This window comes from Paractinoplanes pyxinae (genome assembly GCF_026626335.1).
GTDB classification, from domain to species: domain Bacteria; phylum Actinomycetota; class Actinomycetes; order Mycobacteriales; family Micromonosporaceae; genus Actinoplanes; species Actinoplanes pyxinae.
In genome coordinates this window covers 263,338-282,172 of the sequence record NZ_JAPNTZ010000012.1, presented here as the reverse complement: position 1 = coordinate 282,172, position 18,835 = coordinate 263,338, and the positions used below count along the sequence as shown (strand labels likewise).

The 18,835-nt window shown below is 71.7% G+C and carries 15 protein-coding genes; 6 read left to right on the top strand and 9 right to left on the bottom strand.

Annotated features, from left to right (window positions below; translation table 11 throughout):
• Positions 1-49 precede the first annotated feature (49 nt).
• Both OWR29_RS32220 and OWR29_RS32215 read right to left on the bottom strand, forming a co-directional pair.
• Positions 50-919 (bottom strand): ABC transporter permease, encoded by an 870-nt coding sequence (locus OWR29_RS32220; protein WP_267567142.1) that lies wholly within the window; start codon positions 917-919, stop codon positions 50-52.
• Positions 916-3,666 (bottom strand): alpha/beta fold hydrolase, encoded by a 2,751-nt coding sequence (locus OWR29_RS32215; RefSeq protein WP_267567141.1) that lies wholly within the window; start codon positions 3,664-3,666, stop codon positions 916-918. Before OWR29_RS32215 ends, OWR29_RS32220 begins: the two co-directional genes overlap by 4 nt.
• Before the next feature lie 111 nt (positions 3,667-3,777).
• Here OWR29_RS32215 and OWR29_RS32210 point away from each other — a divergent pair, with 111 nt between their 5' ends.
• On the top strand, positions 3,778-5,982 hold the full coding sequence (locus tag OWR29_RS32210) for an AAA family ATPase (RefSeq protein WP_267567140.1): 2,205 nt from the start codon (positions 3,778-3,780) through the stop codon (positions 5,980-5,982).
• A gap of 18 nt (positions 5,983-6,000) precedes the next feature.
• Here OWR29_RS32210 and OWR29_RS32205 read toward each other — a convergent pair whose 3' ends face one another.
• The 4 genes from OWR29_RS32205 to OWR29_RS32190 all read right to left on the bottom strand — a co-directional run bounded on the left by OWR29_RS32205 (position 6,001) and on the right by OWR29_RS32190 (position 9,256).
• On the bottom strand, positions 6,001-6,324 hold the full coding sequence (locus OWR29_RS32205; RefSeq protein WP_267567139.1) for a DUF3263 domain-containing protein: 324 nt from the start codon (positions 6,322-6,324) through the stop codon (positions 6,001-6,003).
• A gap of 97 nt (positions 6,325-6,421) precedes the next feature.
• Positions 6,422-7,432 carry an ABC transporter permease subunit gene (locus tag OWR29_RS32200; protein ID WP_267567138.1) on the bottom strand — a complete coding sequence of 337 codons (1,011 nt, stop codon included), beginning with the start codon at positions 7,430-7,432 and terminating at the stop codon, positions 6,422-6,424.
• Positions 7,429-8,418, bottom strand: a complete 990-nt coding sequence (locus OWR29_RS32195; protein WP_267567137.1) for an ATP-binding cassette domain-containing protein — start codon at positions 8,416-8,418, stop codon at positions 7,429-7,431. Before OWR29_RS32195 ends, OWR29_RS32200 begins: the two co-directional genes overlap by 4 nt.
• A 52-nt stretch (positions 8,419-8,470) precedes the next feature.
• Complete coding sequence (locus tag OWR29_RS32190) at positions 8,471-9,256, bottom strand: DeoR/GlpR family DNA-binding transcription regulator (protein WP_267567136.1); 786 nt, start codon at positions 9,254-9,256, stop codon at positions 8,471-8,473.
• A 186-nt stretch (positions 9,257-9,442) separates the two neighbouring features.
• Here OWR29_RS32190 and OWR29_RS32185 point away from each other — a divergent pair, with 186 nt between their 5' ends.
• Genes OWR29_RS32185 through nagA form a run of 3 tightly spaced genes read left to right on the top strand, consistent with a single transcriptional unit; the run spans position 9,443 to position 12,374 of the window.
• Positions 9,443-10,366 (top strand): SIS domain-containing protein, encoded by a 924-nt coding sequence (locus tag OWR29_RS32185; RefSeq protein WP_267567135.1) that lies wholly within the window; start codon positions 9,443-9,445, stop codon positions 10,364-10,366.
• Positions 10,363-11,286: an ROK family protein gene (locus OWR29_RS32180; RefSeq protein ID WP_267567134.1), complete on the top strand. Its 924-nt coding sequence runs from the start codon at positions 10,363-10,365 to the stop codon at positions 11,284-11,286. The genes OWR29_RS32185 and OWR29_RS32180 overlap by 4 nt, the downstream gene beginning before the upstream one ends.
• A complete protein-coding gene (gene nagA, locus OWR29_RS32175) occupies positions 11,283-12,374 on the top strand; it encodes an N-acetylglucosamine-6-phosphate deacetylase (RefSeq protein ID WP_267567133.1) in 1,092 nt (363 codons plus the stop codon). The genes OWR29_RS32180 and nagA overlap by 4 nt, the downstream gene beginning before the upstream one ends.
• Here nagA and OWR29_RS32170 read toward each other — a convergent pair.
• On the bottom strand, positions 12,337-13,059 hold the full coding sequence (locus OWR29_RS32170; protein ID WP_267567132.1) for a phosphatase PAP2 family protein: 723 nt from the start codon (positions 13,057-13,059) through the stop codon (positions 12,337-12,339). The two genes, nagA and OWR29_RS32170, sit on opposite strands and share 38 nt — an antisense overlap.
• A gap of 11 nt (positions 13,060-13,070) precedes the next feature.
• Positions 13,071-14,489, bottom strand: a complete 1,419-nt coding sequence (locus tag OWR29_RS32165; RefSeq protein ID WP_267567204.1) for a trypsin-like serine peptidase — start codon at positions 14,487-14,489, stop codon at positions 13,071-13,073.
• Positions 14,490-14,609: 120 nt separating this feature from the next.
• Here OWR29_RS32165 and OWR29_RS32160 point away from each other — a divergent pair, with 120 nt between their 5' ends.
• Positions 14,610-15,830, top strand: a complete 1,221-nt coding sequence (locus OWR29_RS32160; protein WP_267567131.1) for a DUF4032 domain-containing protein — start codon at positions 14,610-14,612, stop codon at positions 15,828-15,830.
• On the opposite strand, the gene OWR29_RS32155 is transcribed toward OWR29_RS32160, so the two are convergent.
• The gene (locus OWR29_RS32155; protein WP_267567130.1) at positions 15,807-17,582 is read right to left on the bottom strand and encodes a potassium channel family protein; all 1,776 of its coding nucleotides are present in this window, start codon (positions 17,580-17,582) and stop codon (positions 15,807-15,809) included. The genes OWR29_RS32160 and OWR29_RS32155 overlap by 24 nt on opposite strands.
• A 114-nt stretch (positions 17,583-17,696) precedes the next feature.
• Between OWR29_RS32155 and OWR29_RS32150 the strand changes: the two genes are divergently transcribed.
• Positions 17,697-18,797 carry a hypothetical protein gene (locus OWR29_RS32150; RefSeq protein WP_267567129.1) on the top strand — a complete coding sequence of 367 codons (1,101 nt, stop codon included), beginning with the start codon at positions 17,697-17,699 and terminating at the stop codon, positions 18,795-18,797.
• Positions 18,798-18,835 lie beyond the last annotated feature (38 nt).

The following is an 18,835-nucleotide window of genomic DNA, read 5'->3' as shown; positions in this document are numbered from 1 at the left end:
TCCCTCGAAACAGCGCGACGGATCCCGAGGTGTGAGCAAGACCCTGGCTCTACGAGGTGACGTCCTTGCGGGTGAACCGCCAGAACGCGATGCCCCAGCACAGGGTGGCGTAGGCGACCGCGCTGATCGCCCCCTTGACCAGGTCGTCCGACTGGGCCGGGGTCGACAGCAGCCCCTGCCAGGCGTCGCTGAAGTGGGTCGGCAGCAGGTACCGGATGCTGCCCAGGGCCGTGATCTGGTCGAGGATGCTGGACAGGATCCAGATCATCACCGCGCCGCCGACCGCACCCAGCGGCGCGTCGGTCAGCACGCCCAGCAGGAATGCCAGCCCGGCCACGATCAGCATCGTGACGGCCAGATAGCCGGCGATGCCGAGCACCCGCAGCAGGCCCGCGCCGGGGGCGATCTCGGCCGCCACCGTGCTGCCCAGCGGATGCCACCCGTAGCGCAGCGTCCCGGCGATCAGCCCGACCGCGGTCAGCAGGGCCAGCGCCACGGCCGAGTAGGCCAGCGCGACGATCAGCTTGACCGCGAGCAGCCGCGCCCGCGGCACCGGAACGGCGAGCAGGTAGCGCAGGCTGCCCCAGCTCGCCTCGCTGGCCACCGTGTCGCCGCAGAACAGGGCCACGACCACCACCAGCAGGAAGCCGGCCGAGACGGCCAGGCAGAAAAGCGTGAAGTTGAGCCCGCCCGAGGTGGCCAGGTCGACCAGGCTGCCGAACGCGCCGCCGCCGTTCCCGTCGTCGTCACCGCCGCTGTCGAACTCGAAGGCGATCAGGATGATCAACGGCAGCGCGGCCATGAAACCCAGGGCCAGCTGGGTGCGCCGGCGGGACGCCTGACGGCGCACCTCGGCCCAGATCGGCAGCGTGCGCGACGGCCGGTAGCCGGTGGCGCCCGCGCTGGTAGCAACGCTCATCGGTCTCCACTCCCCCGCGAGTTCTCCCCCACCAGCGCGAGGAAGGCGTCCTCGAGCCGCCGCCGCGGCACCACCCGGTCGACCGCGACCCCGGCCCGCACCAGCGACGCCACCACCTCGGAGCGGGGCGTGCCGTTCATGTCGACGATCAGGCCGGACGGCCCGTCGGGCAGCACCGAACGCACGCCCAGCTCGTCCAGCACCCGCTCGGCGGCCGGCACGTCGGACACCTCGAGCTGCACCGACGGGCTCTCGCCGACGATGTCCTCGACCGGGCCGGACGCGACGATCCGGCCCTTGTTGACCACGACGGCGTGCGTGCAGGTCTGCTCCACCTCGGCCAGCAGGTGGCTCGAGACCAGCACGGCCCGGCCGTCGGTGGCGTAGCGCTTGAGCACCCGGCGCATCTCGGCGATCTGCGGCGGGTCGAGGCCGTCCGTCGGCTCGTCCAGCACCAGCAACTCGGGCAGCCCGAGCATGGCCTGGGCGATCGCGAGCCGCTGCCGCATGCCGTGGCTGTACTTCTTCGTCCGCCGGTGGACCGAATCACCCAGCCCGGCGATCTCGAGCGCCTCGTCGAAATGCGCGTCCGCCTCGGGCCGGCCGGTCGCTTTCCAGTACGCCTTCAGGTTCTCCAGTCCGGTCAGGTGCGGCAGGAATCCCGGCCCCTCGACCAGCGCGCCCACCCGCGACAGCACCGGCGAGCCCGGCACCAGCTTGTGGCCGAACACCAGCGCCTCGCCCGCGGTCGGCATGGTCAGGCCCATCAGCACCCGCAGCGTCGTCGTCTTGCCGGCGCCGTTGGGCCCGAGCAGGCCGACCACCTGACCCCGCTGGACGGTGAAGCTGATCTCTTCGACGGCCACGAACCCGTCCGCGTACGCCTTACGCAGCCCACTGACCACCAGCGGCGTCTCGGCGTGCTCGGGCACGGTCGGAGTCTGCCGGCCGCGCTGCCGTCGCCGCCGTACGAGCAGCACCACGACCAGGCCGATCACGATCGCGGCGAGCAGCCCGGCCAGCACGTAGCGCCAGACGGTCTGCGGGTTGGCGATCGGCGTGCCCACCGCGGTCGGCAGTTCCAGGTTCGAGGCGACCTGCACGGTGTACGTGGCGGGTTGCACCGGCGAGAGGAACGCCTGGTCGGTCGTGGCCACCACGACGCGTACGGTGTGACCGGCCTCGATCCGGCGGACGATCGCGGGCAGGCGGATCGTGCGCTCCTGGGCCTCGTCGATCGAGCCCGGCAGGTCGGTCAGCCGCACGGGGGCGACCAGACCGGCGCTCAGCGTGGCCGCGCCGGACTCGTCGACGTCGTAAAGCTTGACGAAAAGGGTGGCCTCGCCGGTCGGTGAGGCAGCCCGCAGCCGTACGGTCGGCGAGCCCACCACGTCGATGGCGGTGCTCACCGGCTGCGTCTCGAAGCGTGCGAACTGTCCCGGGATGTCGGCCGCGACGCCGGACAGCAGCTCGCTCAGCCGTCCGCCGGTGCCGGGCAGCGACGAGATCGCGCCCGGGTTCCCGTTCGGCGGGTTGGCGATCGGCTGCGCCGGGCCCTGCAGCTCGAGCCGGGTGCTTCCGGTTCCGGCCAGTCCCGGGTACGAGTCGGTCGAGTACCCGTTGGTCACGAGCCCTCGGTCGAGCGCGCTGAAGCCGGCCACCCGCGAGTACGTGAAGCTGTCGGAGGGTGCGTCGCCCTCGCCCTTCACGTAGTGGTCGAGCCACTGCGCGGTCAGGAACTTCACCCTGTCCTGGTCGCTCTGCGGCCCCACCCCGCCGTCGTGCCCGCCGGCAAACCAGGCGACCCGCACCGGCGTGCCGGTCGCGGCGATCGAGCGCGCGTTGGCGTCGGCCTCACTGAGCGGGAAGAGCGTGTCGACCGCGCCCTGGACGAGCAGCGTGGGCGCCTTGATCTGCCCGACGGTGGCGGCCGGGCTCGAGCGGCGCAGCAGGTCGATCGTCGACTGGTCGGGGCTGCCGCTGGTGGCCACGTCGAGGTAGGCCTTGCACACGTCGGCGGCGAACCGCCCGCAGGCCGGGTCGACATTGATGCCGGTCGGCGGGGCCACCGCACCCTCGGACGGCACCGCCCCGCCGTTGCCGAAGAAGACCCCGGCCCAGCCCTTCTTGAAGACGCCGGTGGCCGACGTGTCGGCCGACTGCGGCAGGAACACGGTGGTCAGGTCGTTCCAGGTGATCGAGGGGACGATCGCGTCGACCCGCTGGTCCTGCCCGGCCAGCATCAGCGCCAGGGCCCCGCCGTACGAGCCGCCGACCACACCCACCCGCGGGTCGCCGGCCGCGTCGGTCCGGATCTCGGGCCGGGCCGCGAGCCAGTCGAGCAGGCCCTGTGCGCCGCGGACCTCGTAGTCGGGGCTGTCGAGGTGGATCTGGCCGCCGCTGCGCCCGAAGCCCTGCGCGGTGTACGCCAGCACGGCGTAACCGCGCTCGGCCAGCGACTCCGCGTCACTGGCGACCGATTCCTTCGTACCGCCGAAGCCATGGGCCAGCAGCACCGCGGGCACCTTGCCGTCGCGGTCGCGGGGCAGGTAGAGCCGGGCGTCCAGCGTGACGTTCTCGTTGCGCTCGGGGCCGGTGACCACGGTGATCATCTCGTCCTGGGTGGTCCAGGCGTCGCGCTCGGGCCACACCGCCCAGCCGACCAGCCCGGCGACCAGCAGAAGAACGGCCGAGCCGGCGAGGATCCGCCCGCGGGTGGGCCGGGGCAGCCGGCTGGTCCAAGACATGCACAAAAGCTAGCCCGAGCGGCCGGAGCGATCCTGTGAAACTTCTCAGGTGTTATCGGACGATAGCGTGGACGCTGGGATCAGACGATCTATCGACAGGGGCCTGCGCGCGTGGATGAGGAACTGAAGCTGACCGCGACTCTGCGGGCGGCCGGGCTCGACGACCGCCGCGGCATCGTGCGGCTGCACCCCGAGGTGATGACCGCCCTCGAGATCAACGCCGGCGATCCCGTACGCCTGACCGGGGTGACCACGACGGCCGCGCTGGCCGCCAAGGCCGAACCGGGCGCGAGCCGCGAGTTCCTGTACGCCGACGATCTCACGCTGGGCAACCTCGGCCTGCGCGACGGCGGCCAGGTCACCATCGCCCGGCAGCCCGCGGTGGGGGCCCGCCGGGTGACGCTGGCCGGCGCGGCCGACGTGGTGGCCCTGGTGTCGCCCGAGATCCTGCGGCTGGCCCTGCTCGGCAAGGTGGTCAGCGTGGGCGACCAGGTCTCGCTGCGCCCGCAGGACGTACTGCCGCAGGGTGACCGGCCCCAGGTGCCCGACATCGGCCGGCGGCTGCAGAACCGGCTCGGCTACCAGTGGAACGTCGCCCTGCTCACGGTGATCGAGGTGGCCGAGACCGACGCCGCCGTGGTCACCATGGACACCGTGGTCGGCTGGCAGGACGGCCCGGTCTCGACGCCGGTGCCCGGCCCGGCCGCCCGCCCCGAGGCGCCGGCCACCACCGACCCCGAGGTGCCGCCGCTGAGTCTCGACGACCTGCCCGGCATGCGCGCGCAGGCCAAAGAGCTGGAAGAACTGCTCGACCTGGGCTTCAACCACGGCGAGGTGCTGGCCCGGCTGGGCACCAAGATCTCGCTCGGGGTGCTGATCTCGGGCCCGGCCGGCTCGGGCAAGTCGGCGCTCGTCCGTGCGGTCGCGGCCCAGGTGAAGGCCCGCGTCGTGCCGGTCTGGGCGCCCGGCCTGGCCGCCCTGACCAACACCGCGGCCGCCGGCCGCCTGCGCGAAGTCGCCGCCGAGGCCCGCGAGGGCGAACCGAGCGTGCTGCTCTTCTCGGACGTGGACGCGATCGCGCCCCGCGACGAGCCGGGCCCGATCTCGATCGTCTTCCGGCAGGTGCTCGAAGAGACACTGCGGGCCGGGGTGGCCGTGGTCGCCACCACCAGCCGCCCGGAATCGGTCGACACGTCGCTGCGCTCGCCCGACCTGCTGGCCCTGCAGCTGGCGGTGCCCCTGCCGGACACGGCCATGCGGCTGGAACAGCTGCGGGTGCTGACCCGCGGCATGCCGCTGGCCGAGGACGTCCGCCTCGACGACATCGCCGGCCGTACGCCCGGGTTCGTCGCGGCCGACCTCGGCGCGCTGGCCCGCGAGGCCGGCGTCCGGGCCGCCCTGCGCCAGACCACCGACGAGGCGGACGCGCCCAAGGTGGTGATGGCCGACTTCGAGGGCGCGCTCGACGTGGTGCGGCCGACCTCGATGGCCGACTCGACGCTCGAGGTGGCCGCGGTGACCCTCGACGACGTGGGCGACATGGTCGAGGTGAAGCAGACGCTGACCGAGTCGGTGCTGTGGCCGCTCACCTACCCCGACACGTTCGCCCGGCTCGGCGTCTCGCCGCCGCGCGGGGTGCTGCTCTACGGCCCGCCCGGCTGCGGCAAGACGTACCTGGTCAAGGCGATCGCCGGCACCGGCAAGGCCAACGTGCTCTCGGTCAAGGGGGCCGAGCTGCTGAGCAAGTGGGTCGGCGACAGCGAGCGCGCGGTCCGTGAGCTGTTCCGCCGGGCCCGCGAGGCGGCGCCCACGCTGGTCTTCCTGGACGAGGTGGACGCGCTGGCGCCGACCCGCGGGCAGGCCAACGACGGCGGCACCACCGACCGGGTGGTGGCGGCGCTGCTGACCGAGCTCGACGGCGTGGAAGACCTGCGCAACGTCGTGGTGATCGGCGCGACCAACCGGCCCGACCTGATCGACCCGGCACTGCTGCGGCCCGGGCGGCTGGAGCGGCTGGTCTACGTGCCGCCGCCGGACGCCGAGGCGCGGGCCGAGATCCTCAAGGCGTCGGCCAAGTCGGTGCCGCTGGCCGACGAGGTCGACCTGGTCGAGCTCGGGGCCGAGCTGGAAGGTTTCTCGGCGGCCGACTGTGCGGCGCTGATCCGCGAGTCGGCGTTGTCGGCGATGCGGGAGTCGCTGGAGGCCACCACGGTCACCGCGGCCAACGTGGCGACGGCTCGGGCGCGCGTCCGGGCTTCACTCGACCCCGGGCAGGTGGCCTGGCTGGCCGCGTACGCGGAAACGCACCAGCCCTAACCGGTTTGCGAGGCGCCGTTAGCGACGCCTCGTCCGGGCCCGCGTCGAGCGGAGGCGCCGCAGGCGGCCGACCAGAACCGGGTCGTGCTCGAGCGCGGCCGGGTCGTCGAGCAGCGCGTTGAGCAGCTGGTAGTAGCGCGTCGAGCCGAGGCCGAACGTGTCGCGGATGGCCTGCTCCTTCGAGCCGGCGTGCTTCCACCAGCGGGCCTCGAAGGCGAGTATCTGCTGCTCACGCTCGCCCAGCTTGCTCTGCTCGACTTGTTCGGCCGGCACCGGCTCGGCCTCTTCCCGGGGGGCCGGGATGTGCTGCTGGTCTTCGGACGAGTCCGCGGCGGGCTGCATGACGCTCCAAAGAAGAATGACAAGCACAGATGTACTAAGCGGGGACCGTCAGCATAAGTCCGACGGTCCCCGCCTCGCATGCGCGGTCGACGTTACCTCAGGTGACGTCCCGGCTACGCATAGTCCACATAGACGCCACCACGATGAGCACGAACACGCCGGCCAGGATGCCGCCCGCCATCGGCCAGGTCAGCGTCAGCGCATCGGGCACGCAGCCGGTCGCCGAGTTGAAGTCGCAGGAGTTGTAGTCCTCGATCTTCACCTCTTTGTTCATCCACGCGATCATCCAGATCGGGATCAGGTAGGCCTCGGCGAACTTCACGTCGGCCATGGCCAGCACGGTTCCGAGTCCGAACTGGAAGACGATGACCGCGCCGATCGTCACGCCCAGCGCCATCGCCGTGTGCCGGCCCAGCGAGGCCAGCCCGAAACCGACCGCGCCGGCCACGATCACCAGCGCCAGCCCGCGCAACTCCATCAGGGCGATCGACTGCCAGGCGCCCGAGGTCATGCCGTCGGTCGTGCCGCGGGCCTGCGCGATCAGATAGAACAGCCCCGTCCAGATCGCCGAGAACACCACCGTCAGCGCGGTGAAGAAGACCAGCAGGGCGGCCAGCTTGATGCCCAGCACCCGCAGCCGCTGCGGCCGCCAGAGCAGCAGGTTCATCATGCCGCCGCTGCTCCACTCGGCCCCCACGAACGACGCGCCCACGATGAACGCCACCAGCGCCAGCAACGCGGCCAGCGTGGTCACCATGTCGCCGAAGTTCTCGCGGAAGTTGAAGGTCGGCGGCATGTACCACTGGGTCTGGAAGTTGTCGATGGTCGGCTCGACCATGCCCTCACAGCCCGGCGGCCAGTTGCTCGCCTGGGCCGTGCCCTGGGCGGCCTGGCAGTCGGCCATGTCCTTCTGGAACTGCTCGAGCGAGCGCTGATAGTCCTGCTGCGCCTGGGCCTGCGCCGACGCGATCTGCTCGGGGCCGACCTTCTCGTTGGTGAAGAACATGCCGACCGCGACGGCGGCCAGGATGAGCGTCACGCCGAGCAGGAACAGCTTGGTGAAGCGGCGCTTGGTCAGCCGCCGGGTCTCAGCACTGTAGAGGCTCACTGTCCCCACCCTCCGCTGGCCGGGGCCGCAGCCGCCGTCTGGTCGACCTGGCGGTTCTGCCCCTCGACCGGCGCGGTGCCGGTGAGCTGCAGGAAGACGCTCTCCAGGTCGGCCGAGACCGGGGTCAGCTCGCTCACGTAGATCTCGCGCTCGGCCAGGATCCGGGTGATCTGAGCGGGGTTGCCGGCGTTGCCGACCATGAAGTGATCGTGCTCGACGGTGACCTGGGCGCCGTTGGCTCGCAGCAGCTCAATAGCGCCGCGCATGTCCACCCCCGGCTCGAGGCTCACCTTCACCGCCGACGAGGTATTGCTCCGCAGCACGTCGGCCACCGATCCCGCGGCCACCCGGCGCCCGGCCGAGATGATCGTGACGGAATCGCAGATGAGCTGGATCTCGCCCAGGATGTGGCTGGAGAGCACCACGGTCATGCCCGACTCGGCCAGGTTGCGCATCAGCGTGCGCATCTCGCGGATGCCACCCGGGTCGAGGCCGTTGGCCGGCTCGTCCAGAATCAGCAGCTTCGGCTCCTTGAGCAGCGCCGACGCCACCGCCAGCCGCTGCTTCATGCCGAGCGAGTAGGTCTTGACCCGGTCCTTGGCGCGGTCCCGCAGCCCGACCAGCTCGAGAACGGCGAAGACCCTTTCCTTCCGTACGCCGCCCGCGTCGGCCAGGAGGGAAAGCGTGTCCTGCGCGGTGAAGTTGCCGAAGAACTGCGGGCTCTCCACGATCGCGCCGACCTGCCCCGCCACGTCGGGCAGGCTCTCGGGCACCTCGCGCCCGAGGATCGCCATCCGCCCGCCGTTCGGCCTGATCAGCCCGAGCAACGTCCGCAACGTGGTCGTCTTGCCCGAGCCGTTGGGCCCGAGGAAGCCGTGCACCTGCCCCGCCTCGACAGTCATGTCGAACCCGTCGAGCGCTCTTCGCACCCCTTTACGGCTGCGGTACGTCTTCTGCAGCCCCGCTATCTCCAATACGGCAGTCACGGGCGAGACTCTAGACAGACCCGTCAATATGCACTGCTCGAACGGCTGGCCGTCACGCTGTTACGACGTGGACTCCGGCTTCTTGGAAGCGGGCCACCACGTCGGCAGGGGCGCCGGAGTCGGTTACCAGGGTTTCGATCTTTGTGATGGGGCAGATGCGGGCGAAAGCGTGGCCGCCCAGCTTCGAGGAGTCGGCGATCACCACTACGCGTTTGGCTCGGGCCACCATGAGGCTGTTCATGGCGGCCTCGCCCTCGTGGTGGGAGGCGGCGCCCAGCTCGACGTCGACCGCGTCGACGCCCAGCAGGACGATGTCGAGCGTTACCTCTTTCAGCAGCGCGCCGCCCAGCGGGCCGACCACCTCGAAGGACTGGGGGCGCACCACGCCGCCGGCCACCACGATTTTCATGCGGGAGCGGACCAGCAGCTCGTTGGCGATGTTGAGGGCGTTCGTGACCACCGTGAGCTGGGAGCCCTCGCTGCCGGCGTTGAGGTCGGGGCGTACGGCCAAAGCGCGCGCGACCTCGGTGACCGTGGTTCCGCCGTTGAGGCCGACCACCGTGCCGGGGGTGACCAGGCCGGCCGCCGCCTCGCCGATGCGCTGTTTCTCGGCCGAGTGCTTGGCGCTCTTGTAGCGCAGCGGCAGGTCGTAGGAGACGCCGTTGGCGACCGCCCCACCGCGCGTACGCGTGATCATCTGCTGCTGGGCGAGCTGGTCGAAGTCGCGGCGGATGGTGGCCTGGGAGACGTCGAGGCGTTCGGCCGCGTCCTCGACGCTGACCCGGCCGCTCTCGGCCAGTAACTCGAGCAGGGCATTCCACCGCGCGTACCGGTCCACCCAGACTCCCCGCTGCACGTTCCGTGATAAGAGTGTGCACATTAGTGCGCGAAAGCCCGGGAAGCAAAGCTCAGCGCTGCGCGGTGCGGCGGCGATGGTTGCGTCCGCGCCGGGCTTCCACGCAGAATGGCGCTCGAAAGTGCCGGGTACCGAGCGCTTATGCGCACGCGGTGTGAAGGGTGGCCCATGACGTACGTCAAGGCGGAGATCGCCAGCCAGCCGGAGTGCTGGCGTCAGGCCGCGAAGCTGGCCGACGCGCCCGGCCTCCCCGAGCGTGGCGAGCGCGTGGCCGTGGTCGGCTGCGGCACGTCGTGGTTCATGGCCAAGGCGTACGCGGCACTGCGTGAGCGGGCCGGTCAGGGCGAGACCGACGCGTTCCAGGCGTCGGAGTTCCCGCGCCGCCGCCGGTACGACCGGGTCGTGGCGATCACCCGCTCCGGCACCACCACCGAGGTGCTTGACCTGCTCAACGACCTGGCCGGCGGCACCCCGACGACCGTGGTGACGGCCGACGGCGCCCAGCCCGCGGCTCGGATCGCCGACCAGACCGTGCTGCTCGACTTCGCCGACGAGCAGTCGGTGGTGCAGACCCGGTTCGCCACCAGCACCCTCGCGCTGCTCCGGGCCCACCTGGGTGAGGACATCGAGGCCGTGGCCACCGACGCCGAGGTCGCCGTGCGCCTGCCGCTGCCGGTCCACCCGGCGCTGGTCGAGCAGATCACGTTCCTGGGCCGGGGCTGGACTGTCGGCCTGGCCGAGGAGGCCGCGCTCAAGTGCCGCGAGGCCGCGTCGTTCTGGGCCGAGGCGTACCCGGCCATGGACTACCGGCACGGCCCGATCTCGATCGCCGCCCCGCGCCGCGCGGTGTGGGCGTTCGGCGACATCCCGACCGGCCTGGCCGACGAGGTCGAGGCGACCGGCGCCCTGTTCGTGCACAGCCGGCACCACGGCGGCTACGCGGCGCTGGGCAGCTGGTGCGGCGGCCGGGCCCCGCTCGACCCGATGGCCGACCTGATCGTGGCCCAGCGCGTCGCCGTTCTGCTGGCCACCAGCCAGGGCCTCGACCCCGACCACCCACGCCACCTGACCCGTTCGATCGTCCTGCGATGACGAACGTGGTGGTCGCCCTGGACGTGGGCGGGACGGGCATGAAGTGCGCGCTGGTCCGGCCGGACGGGACGGTTCACCACGCCGAGCGGCACCCCACCCGGGCCGAGCGTGGCCCGGAGGCGGTGCTCGGCACGATCCTCGACGTCGCCGAGGGGCTGGCCGCCAAGGCCCGCGCCGACAGTCTCGAACCGGTGGCGGTGGGCATCGCCGTGCCCGGCGTCGTCGACGAGCAGAACGGCATCGCGGCCTGGTCCTCCAACATCGGCTTCCGCGACGTGCCGGTGCGCGCCCGGATCGAGGAGCGGCTGGGCCTGCCGGCCGCGCTGGGTCATGACGTACGGGTCGGTGGCATCGCCGAGGCCCGGCTGGGCGGCGGCCGCGGTCACCGGCACGTGTTGTTCATGGCCATCGGCACCGGCATCGCCGCCGCGCTGGTCGTGGGGGGCGAGGGCTACTCCGGGGCGCACGGCGCGGCCGGCGAGCTGGGCCACATCGTCGTCCGGCCCGGCGGCGAGGCCTGCCCGTGCGGGCAGCGCGGCTGCATGGAGGCCTACGGCTCGGCCCGGGCGGTCGGGAAGCGCTACGCCGAGCTGGCCGGGGCGCCCGGCGCCACCGCGCTCGACGTGGTCACCCGGGCCGGCCAGGGCGACCACCTCGCGGCCACGGTCTGGCGCGAGGCGATCGAGGCGCTGGCCGACGGTCTGGTCACCGCCCAGGCCCTGTACGACGTGGACGTCCTGGTGATCGGCGGTGGACTGGCCGAGGCCGGCGATGCCCTGTTGCACCCGCTCGAGTCGGCGTTCCGTGAGCGGATCACCTTCCACCGCCCGCCGGCCTTCGTCCGCGCCGGTCTGGGCGACGAAGCCGGGTGCATCGGCGCTGCCCTGCTGGCCCTTGACCACCTGGAGAAACTGGCATGACCCGCATCGGCGGAAAGATCGTCCGGCCCGGCGCCGTCGTCGAGGGGTACGTCGAGGTGGACGGGCCGGCCATCCTGTCGGTCGAGGCGGCCGGCGGCGCGGGCGACGACATCGTCGTGCCGGGCTTCGTCGACCTGCACTGTCACGGCGGCGGCGGACACACGTTCACCACCGGCGACGTCGAGTCGGCGCGCGGGGCGGCCGCGTTCCACCTGGGCCACGGAACCACGACGATGCTGGCCAGCCTGGTCAGCTCCCCGTTCGAGCTGATGCGCGACGCCACCGTGGCCTACCGCCCGCTGGTCGAGGCCGGGGTCATCGGCGGCGTGCACTACGAGGGGCCGTACCTCTCGGGCGTCCGGTGCGGCGCGCAGAACCCGGAGTTCCTGCGCGACCCGTCGATCAAGGAGCTGACCGAGCTGATCGAGCTGGGCTCGGTTCGTCTGGTCACGATCGCCCCCGAGCTGCCGGGCGCGCTGGAGGCGATCGGCTTCCTGCGCGAGCGGGGTGTGGCCGCCGCGGTGGGCCACACCGATGCCACGTACGAGCAGACGCTGGCCGGCGTGGCCGCGGGCGCAACCGTCGGCACCCACCTGTTCAACGGCATGCGACCGCCGCACCACCGCGAACCGGGCCCGGTGATCGGTCTGCTGTCCTCGCCGGTGGTGTGCGAGCTGGTGGCCGACAACATCCACCTGCACCCGGGCATGCTGGGCTTCGCCGCGCGTACGGCCGGGCCGGACAAGTCGGCGCTGGTCACCGACGCGATCGACGCCACCGGCATGGCCGACGGCACGTACGACCTGGGTGGTCAGCAGGTGGTGGTGGCCGACCGGGTGGCCCGGCTGGTGCGGGACGGCTCGATCGCCGGCAGCACGCTGACCATGGACGAGGCGCTGCGCAACACGGTAGCGGCGGGCATCGGGCTGGCCGGGGCGGTGGCGATGGCCTCGACCACGCCGGCCCGGGTGCTCGGCCTGAGCGACCAGGTGGGCGCGCTGGAGGCCGGGCTGCGGGCCGACCTGGTCGTGCTCGACGCCGACCTGCACGTCAAGCGGGTGATGCGCTCCGGTCGCTGGATCGAGTGAATCCGGCCGGCTTCTCCCAGCCGTTGAGGGCGGGCAGCGGCAGGCGGTCGAACGGGATGCGCTCGATCAGCCGGGCCAGCACCACGCCCAGCAGCAGGCCGGCCACCGAGTCGGTCAGCCAGTGGAAGCCGGTGTAGACCGTCGTACAGAAAACGATCGCGACCGGCGCCACCCGCAGCGCCCACGTCTCCCAGCGCTGCAGCGGCCGCCGCAGCAGGGCCGCGGCCAGCATGGCCAGCACGGCGTACCAGACGAGCGAGTTGCCCAGGTGACCCGAGGGGTAGCTCATCGCGTACGCGCCCTCGGCGTACGGGTTGTGCATGATCACGCGGTCGGGCCCGTCGAAGCGCGGCGCGGCCCGGTCGGCCCAGATCTTCAGCGGGCCGATGGTCACGTACGTCAGCACGAACGCCGCCACGAACGGCAGGACCGCCCGGACCGAGCGCGTACGCCAGGCCAGCCACCCGCTGAGCAGCAACGACAGCGGCATGAGGATCTGGCCGCCCTGACCCAGATAGTTGAGCACCCGGGCCGTCCAGTACGGCACGGCCGGCTGGTGGCTCAGCGACCAGTCGGCCACCCGCTCGTCGAGACGCAGCAGGTGGCCCCGCATGAGCGCCACGGTGATCGCGACGAACGCCGCCACCAGGACGACGTCCAGCCACCAGCTCTTGTGCGGTCTCACGCCATCCGAGGTTAGAGGAGCTTGCCCAGCTTGGCGGCGAGCAGGTCCCCGCGTACGCCCGAATTGGGGCAGCCGCCGAAGTGGTGCAGTGCAACCACCTTGTTAGTTGCCCGGGAGATCACCGGCGATCCTGACGAGCCGCCCTCGGTGTCGCAGTAGTAGGCCACGTCCGACCCGGGCGCGTAGCCGTCGTAGCCGGGGTTGGCCACCGCGCAGTTGCCCGCCTTCTCGCCCAGCGATCCGGCGATCCGGGTCGGCTCGCCCGCCGGGTGCTGCGGCACGTAGAGCTCCTGGTTCTTGGCCGGCCGCTTGGTGTCCAGGTTCAGGTAGCCGTACTTCTGCACCGAGGCGAACTTGTCGACCGAGAACAGGGTGTAGTCGTACGTCTTGTCGGTGGCCAGCACCTTGGATCCCCAGACCTTGGTCGGCTGGTAGACGTCGTAGCCGCCGCACTGCGCGCACTGATAGTTGAACCAGACCTCGGTGTTGTAGGCCTGGGCGGTGGTGGTGAAGCAGTGGTTGTTGGTGAGCATGCGGTTCTGCGGGCCGATCCGCCAGCCGGTGCACAGCTCGGTGCCGTTGATCAGCAGGCGGGCGATGGCCTTCGATTTCGTGTACGCGACGGGGTCACTCGACTTGTAGCATGCGGCGTCGCTCGACGTGTCAGCGCCGCAGACCGATTCCTCACGCCCGGTGCGCCCGGGTGGGTTGAGCTGCTTCTCCGGCTGGCGGCCTTGTTCCGTACGACTGAATCCGCGGGCCACCCGGTCGACGTTCACACCGAGGTCGTCCCCCTCGCCCGCGCTGCTGCGGTGCACCTCGAGCACGGCCGTGTCGCCAGTGACCGACATGGCCCAGCGGTCTCCCGGCTCGCCGGCGTCGTACCGGTAGCTTTCGGTGCCGTCGGCGTCCGAGACGGTCACGTAGTCGCCCGGGGCCAGCGCCATCTTCCCGAAGTGCAGCTTCACGTAGGAAGCGCCGGGGTACTTGAACGTCTCCTTCTTCGGCTTGCCTTCGAGGTAGCCGAGCAGCTTGCTGACCTTGACCAGCTCGCCGACCTGCTGCCGGCCGTTCGCCGCCGTGTCCGACTCGACCGGCCGCTCGGGGCTGCCGGCGGCGGGAGCGACGGTGGTCGCTTCCGTGCTGGGTGACAAGGTCGCACTTTCCGGGGCAAGGCGCGGTTCCGAGGACGGGGTCTCCGCCGGGCTGGTCGAGGGCGTGGCTGTCGGCTCGTCGGACCGTTCCCCGGCCCGTTGTTCGGCCGCCACCGGCGTACGGCCCGCGGCCGCGGGCGCCTCGTGCCAGGAGCCCACCGGTTGCCGGGAGCCGGCGGCATGCCAGGCGGTCGTCCCGGCCGCGGCGGCCAGCACCAGGGCGGCGCTCCCTGCGATCGCTATGCCTGCCTTACGTCGACCGGTCTTGAGGGGCACTGTCGTCAAACCGCCATTCGCGTGATCTTGCGGACATATGTTCTAATCTGGCGTTCTCGTACCTGTGTAACGAGCCACCTGCGGGAGCGACGCGCCGAGCGGAACGTGCACACTGGTTCCGTGCGCATCACTTCCGCTGTCGTCGACCCAGCGCTGCTGGATCTGCCGTGGGATGTCCCGCTCGAGGACTGGCCGGCCGAACACCTGGTCGCCCTCCCCCAGGGCATCTCCCGCCACGTCGTGCGGTTCGTGAAACTCAACGACGTGGTCTACGCCCTGAAAGAGACCCGCGAGCGGATCGCCGAAAAGGAGTACGACCTGCTCCGCGCGCTCGAGCGGATCGACTTCCCGGCCGTCGAGGCGGTCGCGATCGTCAACGACCGGGAGGACAAGGCCGGCGAGCCGCTCGAGACCGTGCTGATCACCCGGCACCTGCAGTTCTCGCTGCCCTATCGGGCGCTCTTCTCGCACACGCTGCGGCCGGACACGCTCAACCGCCTGCTCGACGCGCTGGCCGCGCTGATCGTGCGCATGCACCTCACCGGTTTCTCGTGGGGCGACTGCTCACTGTCGAACACGCTGTTCCGCCGGGACGCCGGCGCCTTCGCGGCCTACCTGGTCGACGCCGAGACGGGCAACCTCTACCCGCGGCTGTCCGAGGGCCAGCGCAGCGAGGACATCGAGATCCTGCGCCTGAACATCTTCGGCGAGCTGCTCGACCTCGAGGCGGCCGAACTGCTGCACGAGTCGATCGACCCCGAGGTGGTGGTGGACGACATCGTGGCCCGCTACGAACGGCTGTGGCACGAGGTCACGTACGAGCAGGAAGTTCCGCGTGACGCCCGGCACGACATCGAGCGCCGCATCCGCCGGCTCAACGAGCTCGGCTTCGACGTGGCCGAGGTCGACATGTCCACCGTGGACAAGGGCTACCGCATCCGGCCCAAGGTCGTCGACGCCGGCTACCACACCCGCCGCCTGCTCCGCCTGACCGGCCTCGACGCCGAAGAGAACCAGGCCCGCCAGCTGCTCAACGACCTCGACACCTACCGTGCCGAGAGCCTGCTGACCGACGAGCAGCAGGCGGCCCACCGCTGGCTGACCGAGGTCTTCGAGCCGGTCGTCCGGGCGGTTCCGGCCTCGCTGCGGCGCAAGCTCGAGCCGCAAGAGATCTTCACCCAGGTCATCCAGCACAAGTGGCTGCTCTCCGAGCAGGCCGGCCGGGACGTCGGCATGGCCGCCGCCGTGCAGTCCTACCTCACCGACGTACTGGCCAAGAAGCCCGACGAGCAGGCCGTGCTCGGCGTCGAGGTGGGCTCACTGGCCGGCGGCGTCAGCTAACGGCGGGGTCGCCTGCTCGCGCAGCACGCGCAGGCCGGCCCGGCGGGCGACGACGACGATCTCGTCGCCCGCGGCGAGCACCCGGCGCGGATCGGGCAGCCAGTCGACCCACTCCGAACCGGCCGCGGTCATGCCGATCACCCGCGTGCTCTCGACCCGATCGGCGCTGCCCAGCGGCGAACCGTCCAACGGCGACCCGGGCCGCACCGGCACGGTTGCCACCAGCAACGCGTGCCGCTCGACCGGGATCGTGGCCAGCACCTCGCGCTCGAGCATGGCGGCGGCAAAGGCGGGCGCGCACAGCCGCGAGACGCTGCGCGAGATGTTGATATTGAAAGCGGCCTGGACGCGCTGGGCGAAGTCGTCGTCGAACAGCCGGAGCACGACCCGGATGTCCTCCCGGGCGGCCCGGGCGTGCAGCGCAGCCTGCAGGTTCACCGAGTCGTCGGTCGACACCACGACCAGCGCCTGGCAGTGCTCGATCGAGGCGGCCCGCAGTGTCTCGGCCCGGGACGCGTCGCCCTCGATCACCGGCACGCCCAGCGACGCCGCCACCTCGACGCCGCGGGCGGCCGGGTTGCGGTCGATCGCCACCACGTCGAGGCCGAGGTCGGTCAGCTGGCGCAGCACCCGGGTGCCGACCGTGCCCAGGCCGACCAGCACGATGTGGCCGGTGTGGACCTTGAGCACCTCGCCCCGGTCGAGGGCCAGGCGCGTACGGACCACGCCGTCGACCACCGCGGCGGTGATCAGCGGCAGCAGCGCCACCCCGGCCACGGTCAGCACCAGCTGAGCGGCCTGCGCGGCCGGGGTGTTGTCGGGCTCCACATCGGACGACCCGACCATGGTCAGCAGCGTGATGTAGATCGACCTCCAGAACCCGCTCACCCCCGTGAAGTGGCTCAGCAGGGCGCCCGAGACCGCGGTCAAAGCCAGCGCGACCAGCACGGCTATGCCCAGCTTGCGGGTCAGCCCGACGCGCAGGGCACGGCCGATCGACAGCCACGGGCGGCGCCGGCGGCCGGCCCGGGCCAGGCGGCGCGCGGTGACCGCCTGGGCCGCGGGGCTTCCGGTCGCCTCGGCCAGCACCAGGTCGGTGGGGCGCTGGTGGTCGGGTGCCGGTTCGGCCGGCAACACAGTCATCCGGCCGCCGTCGTTCGAGGTGGCCAGGGTCAGCAGCACCGAGTGCTCCGGAACGTCGGCTCGCTTGGCCACGTTCAGGGTGCGGGCCGCGTACCGGAAATGGGTCGGCGCCACCTCGCCCAGCGCGGCCGCGACGAAGGCGGGAGCGGCCATGGCCGCGTCGGAGAGCACTGCGCAGTCGGCGAACAAGCGCCTCACGCCGTACGCCAGACCGGTCGTGAACATGCGGATGACCAGCCGCAGGTCGCCCTCGACGGCCCGCGCGCACAACGCCGCGTGCAGGTTGACCATGTCGTCCGGCATCACCAGGGCCAGCGCGTCGGCCCCGGCCAGACCGGCGTCACGGAACGTCCGCTCGTCGAGGCGGGCGGCGGTGATCACCTTGACCCCGCGGGCTCGCAGGTCGTTCAGATCGGGCACGCCGGGGCGCAGGTCAGGCGGCGTGATGACGGTCAGCCGGATGCGGCCCGAGGTGGCTAGCTCGTCGGCCAGGGTGTAGACGAGCGAGTCGGATCCACACACGACGAAGTGCGGCCGCACGTCGGCGCGATCTCTCCACCGGGCCACCAGCGACCGTCGTACGCCGTTCTTCGCCGCGTCCGTTGCCACGTTCGCGATGGTAGTCAGCCGGAACCCGCTCCCGGGGCCACTCGTTGCCCCATCCGACGCTTCAGTCCGGATTCGGGGCTCTCCGTGTCTGGATCTCTTTCCAGGAGGAGCACAGTGCGCAAGTTGTGGTATGCCGGAGCGGCCCTCACCGGCGGGTTCATCCTGTTCGCGGCGTCACCCGCGCAGGCCGACCGGCTGCCCGGTACGGACGCCGCGGCCCAGCAGGCCGACGCGCGGCTCGCCGACCTGCTGGGACAGAGCAACGGGCTCACCCTGGGCAACCCGCTCGGGCACAGCAGCCTGAAGGACACTCCGGCCGGTAAGAGCCCCGTCGCCCAGTTCAAGGCCGGCCAGAACAGCCCCGACCTCAAGCCGCTGCTGCCCGGCGAGGGCGACGGTCAGCGGCGCGGGCTGATCCCCGGCGCCGAATCGGCGCGCGACCCGGGCGACGACGACCTCGACTCCCTCGACTCCCAGGACGACGACCCCAGCGCCCAGGACGACGACTTCGGCTCTCAAGACGACGGCCTCGGCTCTCAGGACGACGACTTCGGCTCTCAAGACGACGGCCTCGGGGACGAAACCGGTGCCGGCTTCGACGACGACTTCGGCGCCGACGAGCCGGACGCCGATGTCGCCGGGGATCCGGCCGAGGACCCGCTCTTCGGCCCGGGCGCATTGCCGCTGCTCAGCGGCCTGCTGCCGAGCGGGCAGGTCCGCGACTTCACCGAGCAGCCGACGGCGCGCGAGGCCGAGCGGTTCGGCGGCGGGATGCCGCTGCTGGGCGGACTGGGCGGGCTGCTGCCGGCCAACTCGTCGCCGCGCACGCTCCCGGCCACCGGCGAGCCCGACGTCTCCGGCCTGCCGGCCGGCGGCGTGGCCATCTTCCCCGCCGCCACGCCGTCTTCGTCGCCCGCCGCTTCAGCGCCCGCCGCTTCGTCGCCTTCCGCTTCGTCGCCTTCCGCTTCGTCGCCCGCCGCTTCGTCGCCCGCCGCTTCAGCGCCGGCGCCGGCGGTGGCCAAGCCGGCACCTGCCAAGCCCGCGCACGCCAAGCCCGCCAAGCCGCAGAAGCACGCCAAGCCGGCGCCGACCGCCACGCCCGACGACCCGCGCCTTCACGAGGAGCCGGTCGAGACCGACGACGAGGCTGCGGAGGAGCGCCCGTTCACGGAGGACGGCCGCCCGGTGGCCGGCGTCGACGAGCAGTACCGCTGACCTCGTACTCGGAAAAACAAGCAGCACAACCTACCCGT

Coding starts and splice junctions, on each gene's coding strand:
- OWR29_RS32215 (WP_267567141.1), bottom strand. CDS start 3,666: ATGTCTTGGACCAGCCGGCTGCCCCGGCCCACCCGCGGGCGGATCCTC.
- OWR29_RS32205 (WP_267567139.1), bottom strand. CDS start 6,324: ATGCAGCCCGCCGCGGACTCGTCCGAAGACCAGCAGCACATCCCGGCC.
- nagA (WP_267567133.1), top strand. CDS start 11,283: ATGACCCGCATCGGCGGAAAGATCGTCCGGCCCGGCGCCGTCGTCGAG.
- OWR29_RS32220 (WP_267567142.1), bottom strand. CDS start 919: ATGAGCGTTGCTACCAGCGCGGGCGCCACCGGCTACCGGCCGTCGCGC.
- OWR29_RS32180 (WP_267567134.1), top strand. CDS start 10,363: ATGACGAACGTGGTGGTCGCCCTGGACGTGGGCGGGACGGGCATGAAG.
- OWR29_RS32185 (WP_267567135.1), top strand. CDS start 9,443: ATGACGTACGTCAAGGCGGAGATCGCCAGCCAGCCGGAGTGCTGGCGT.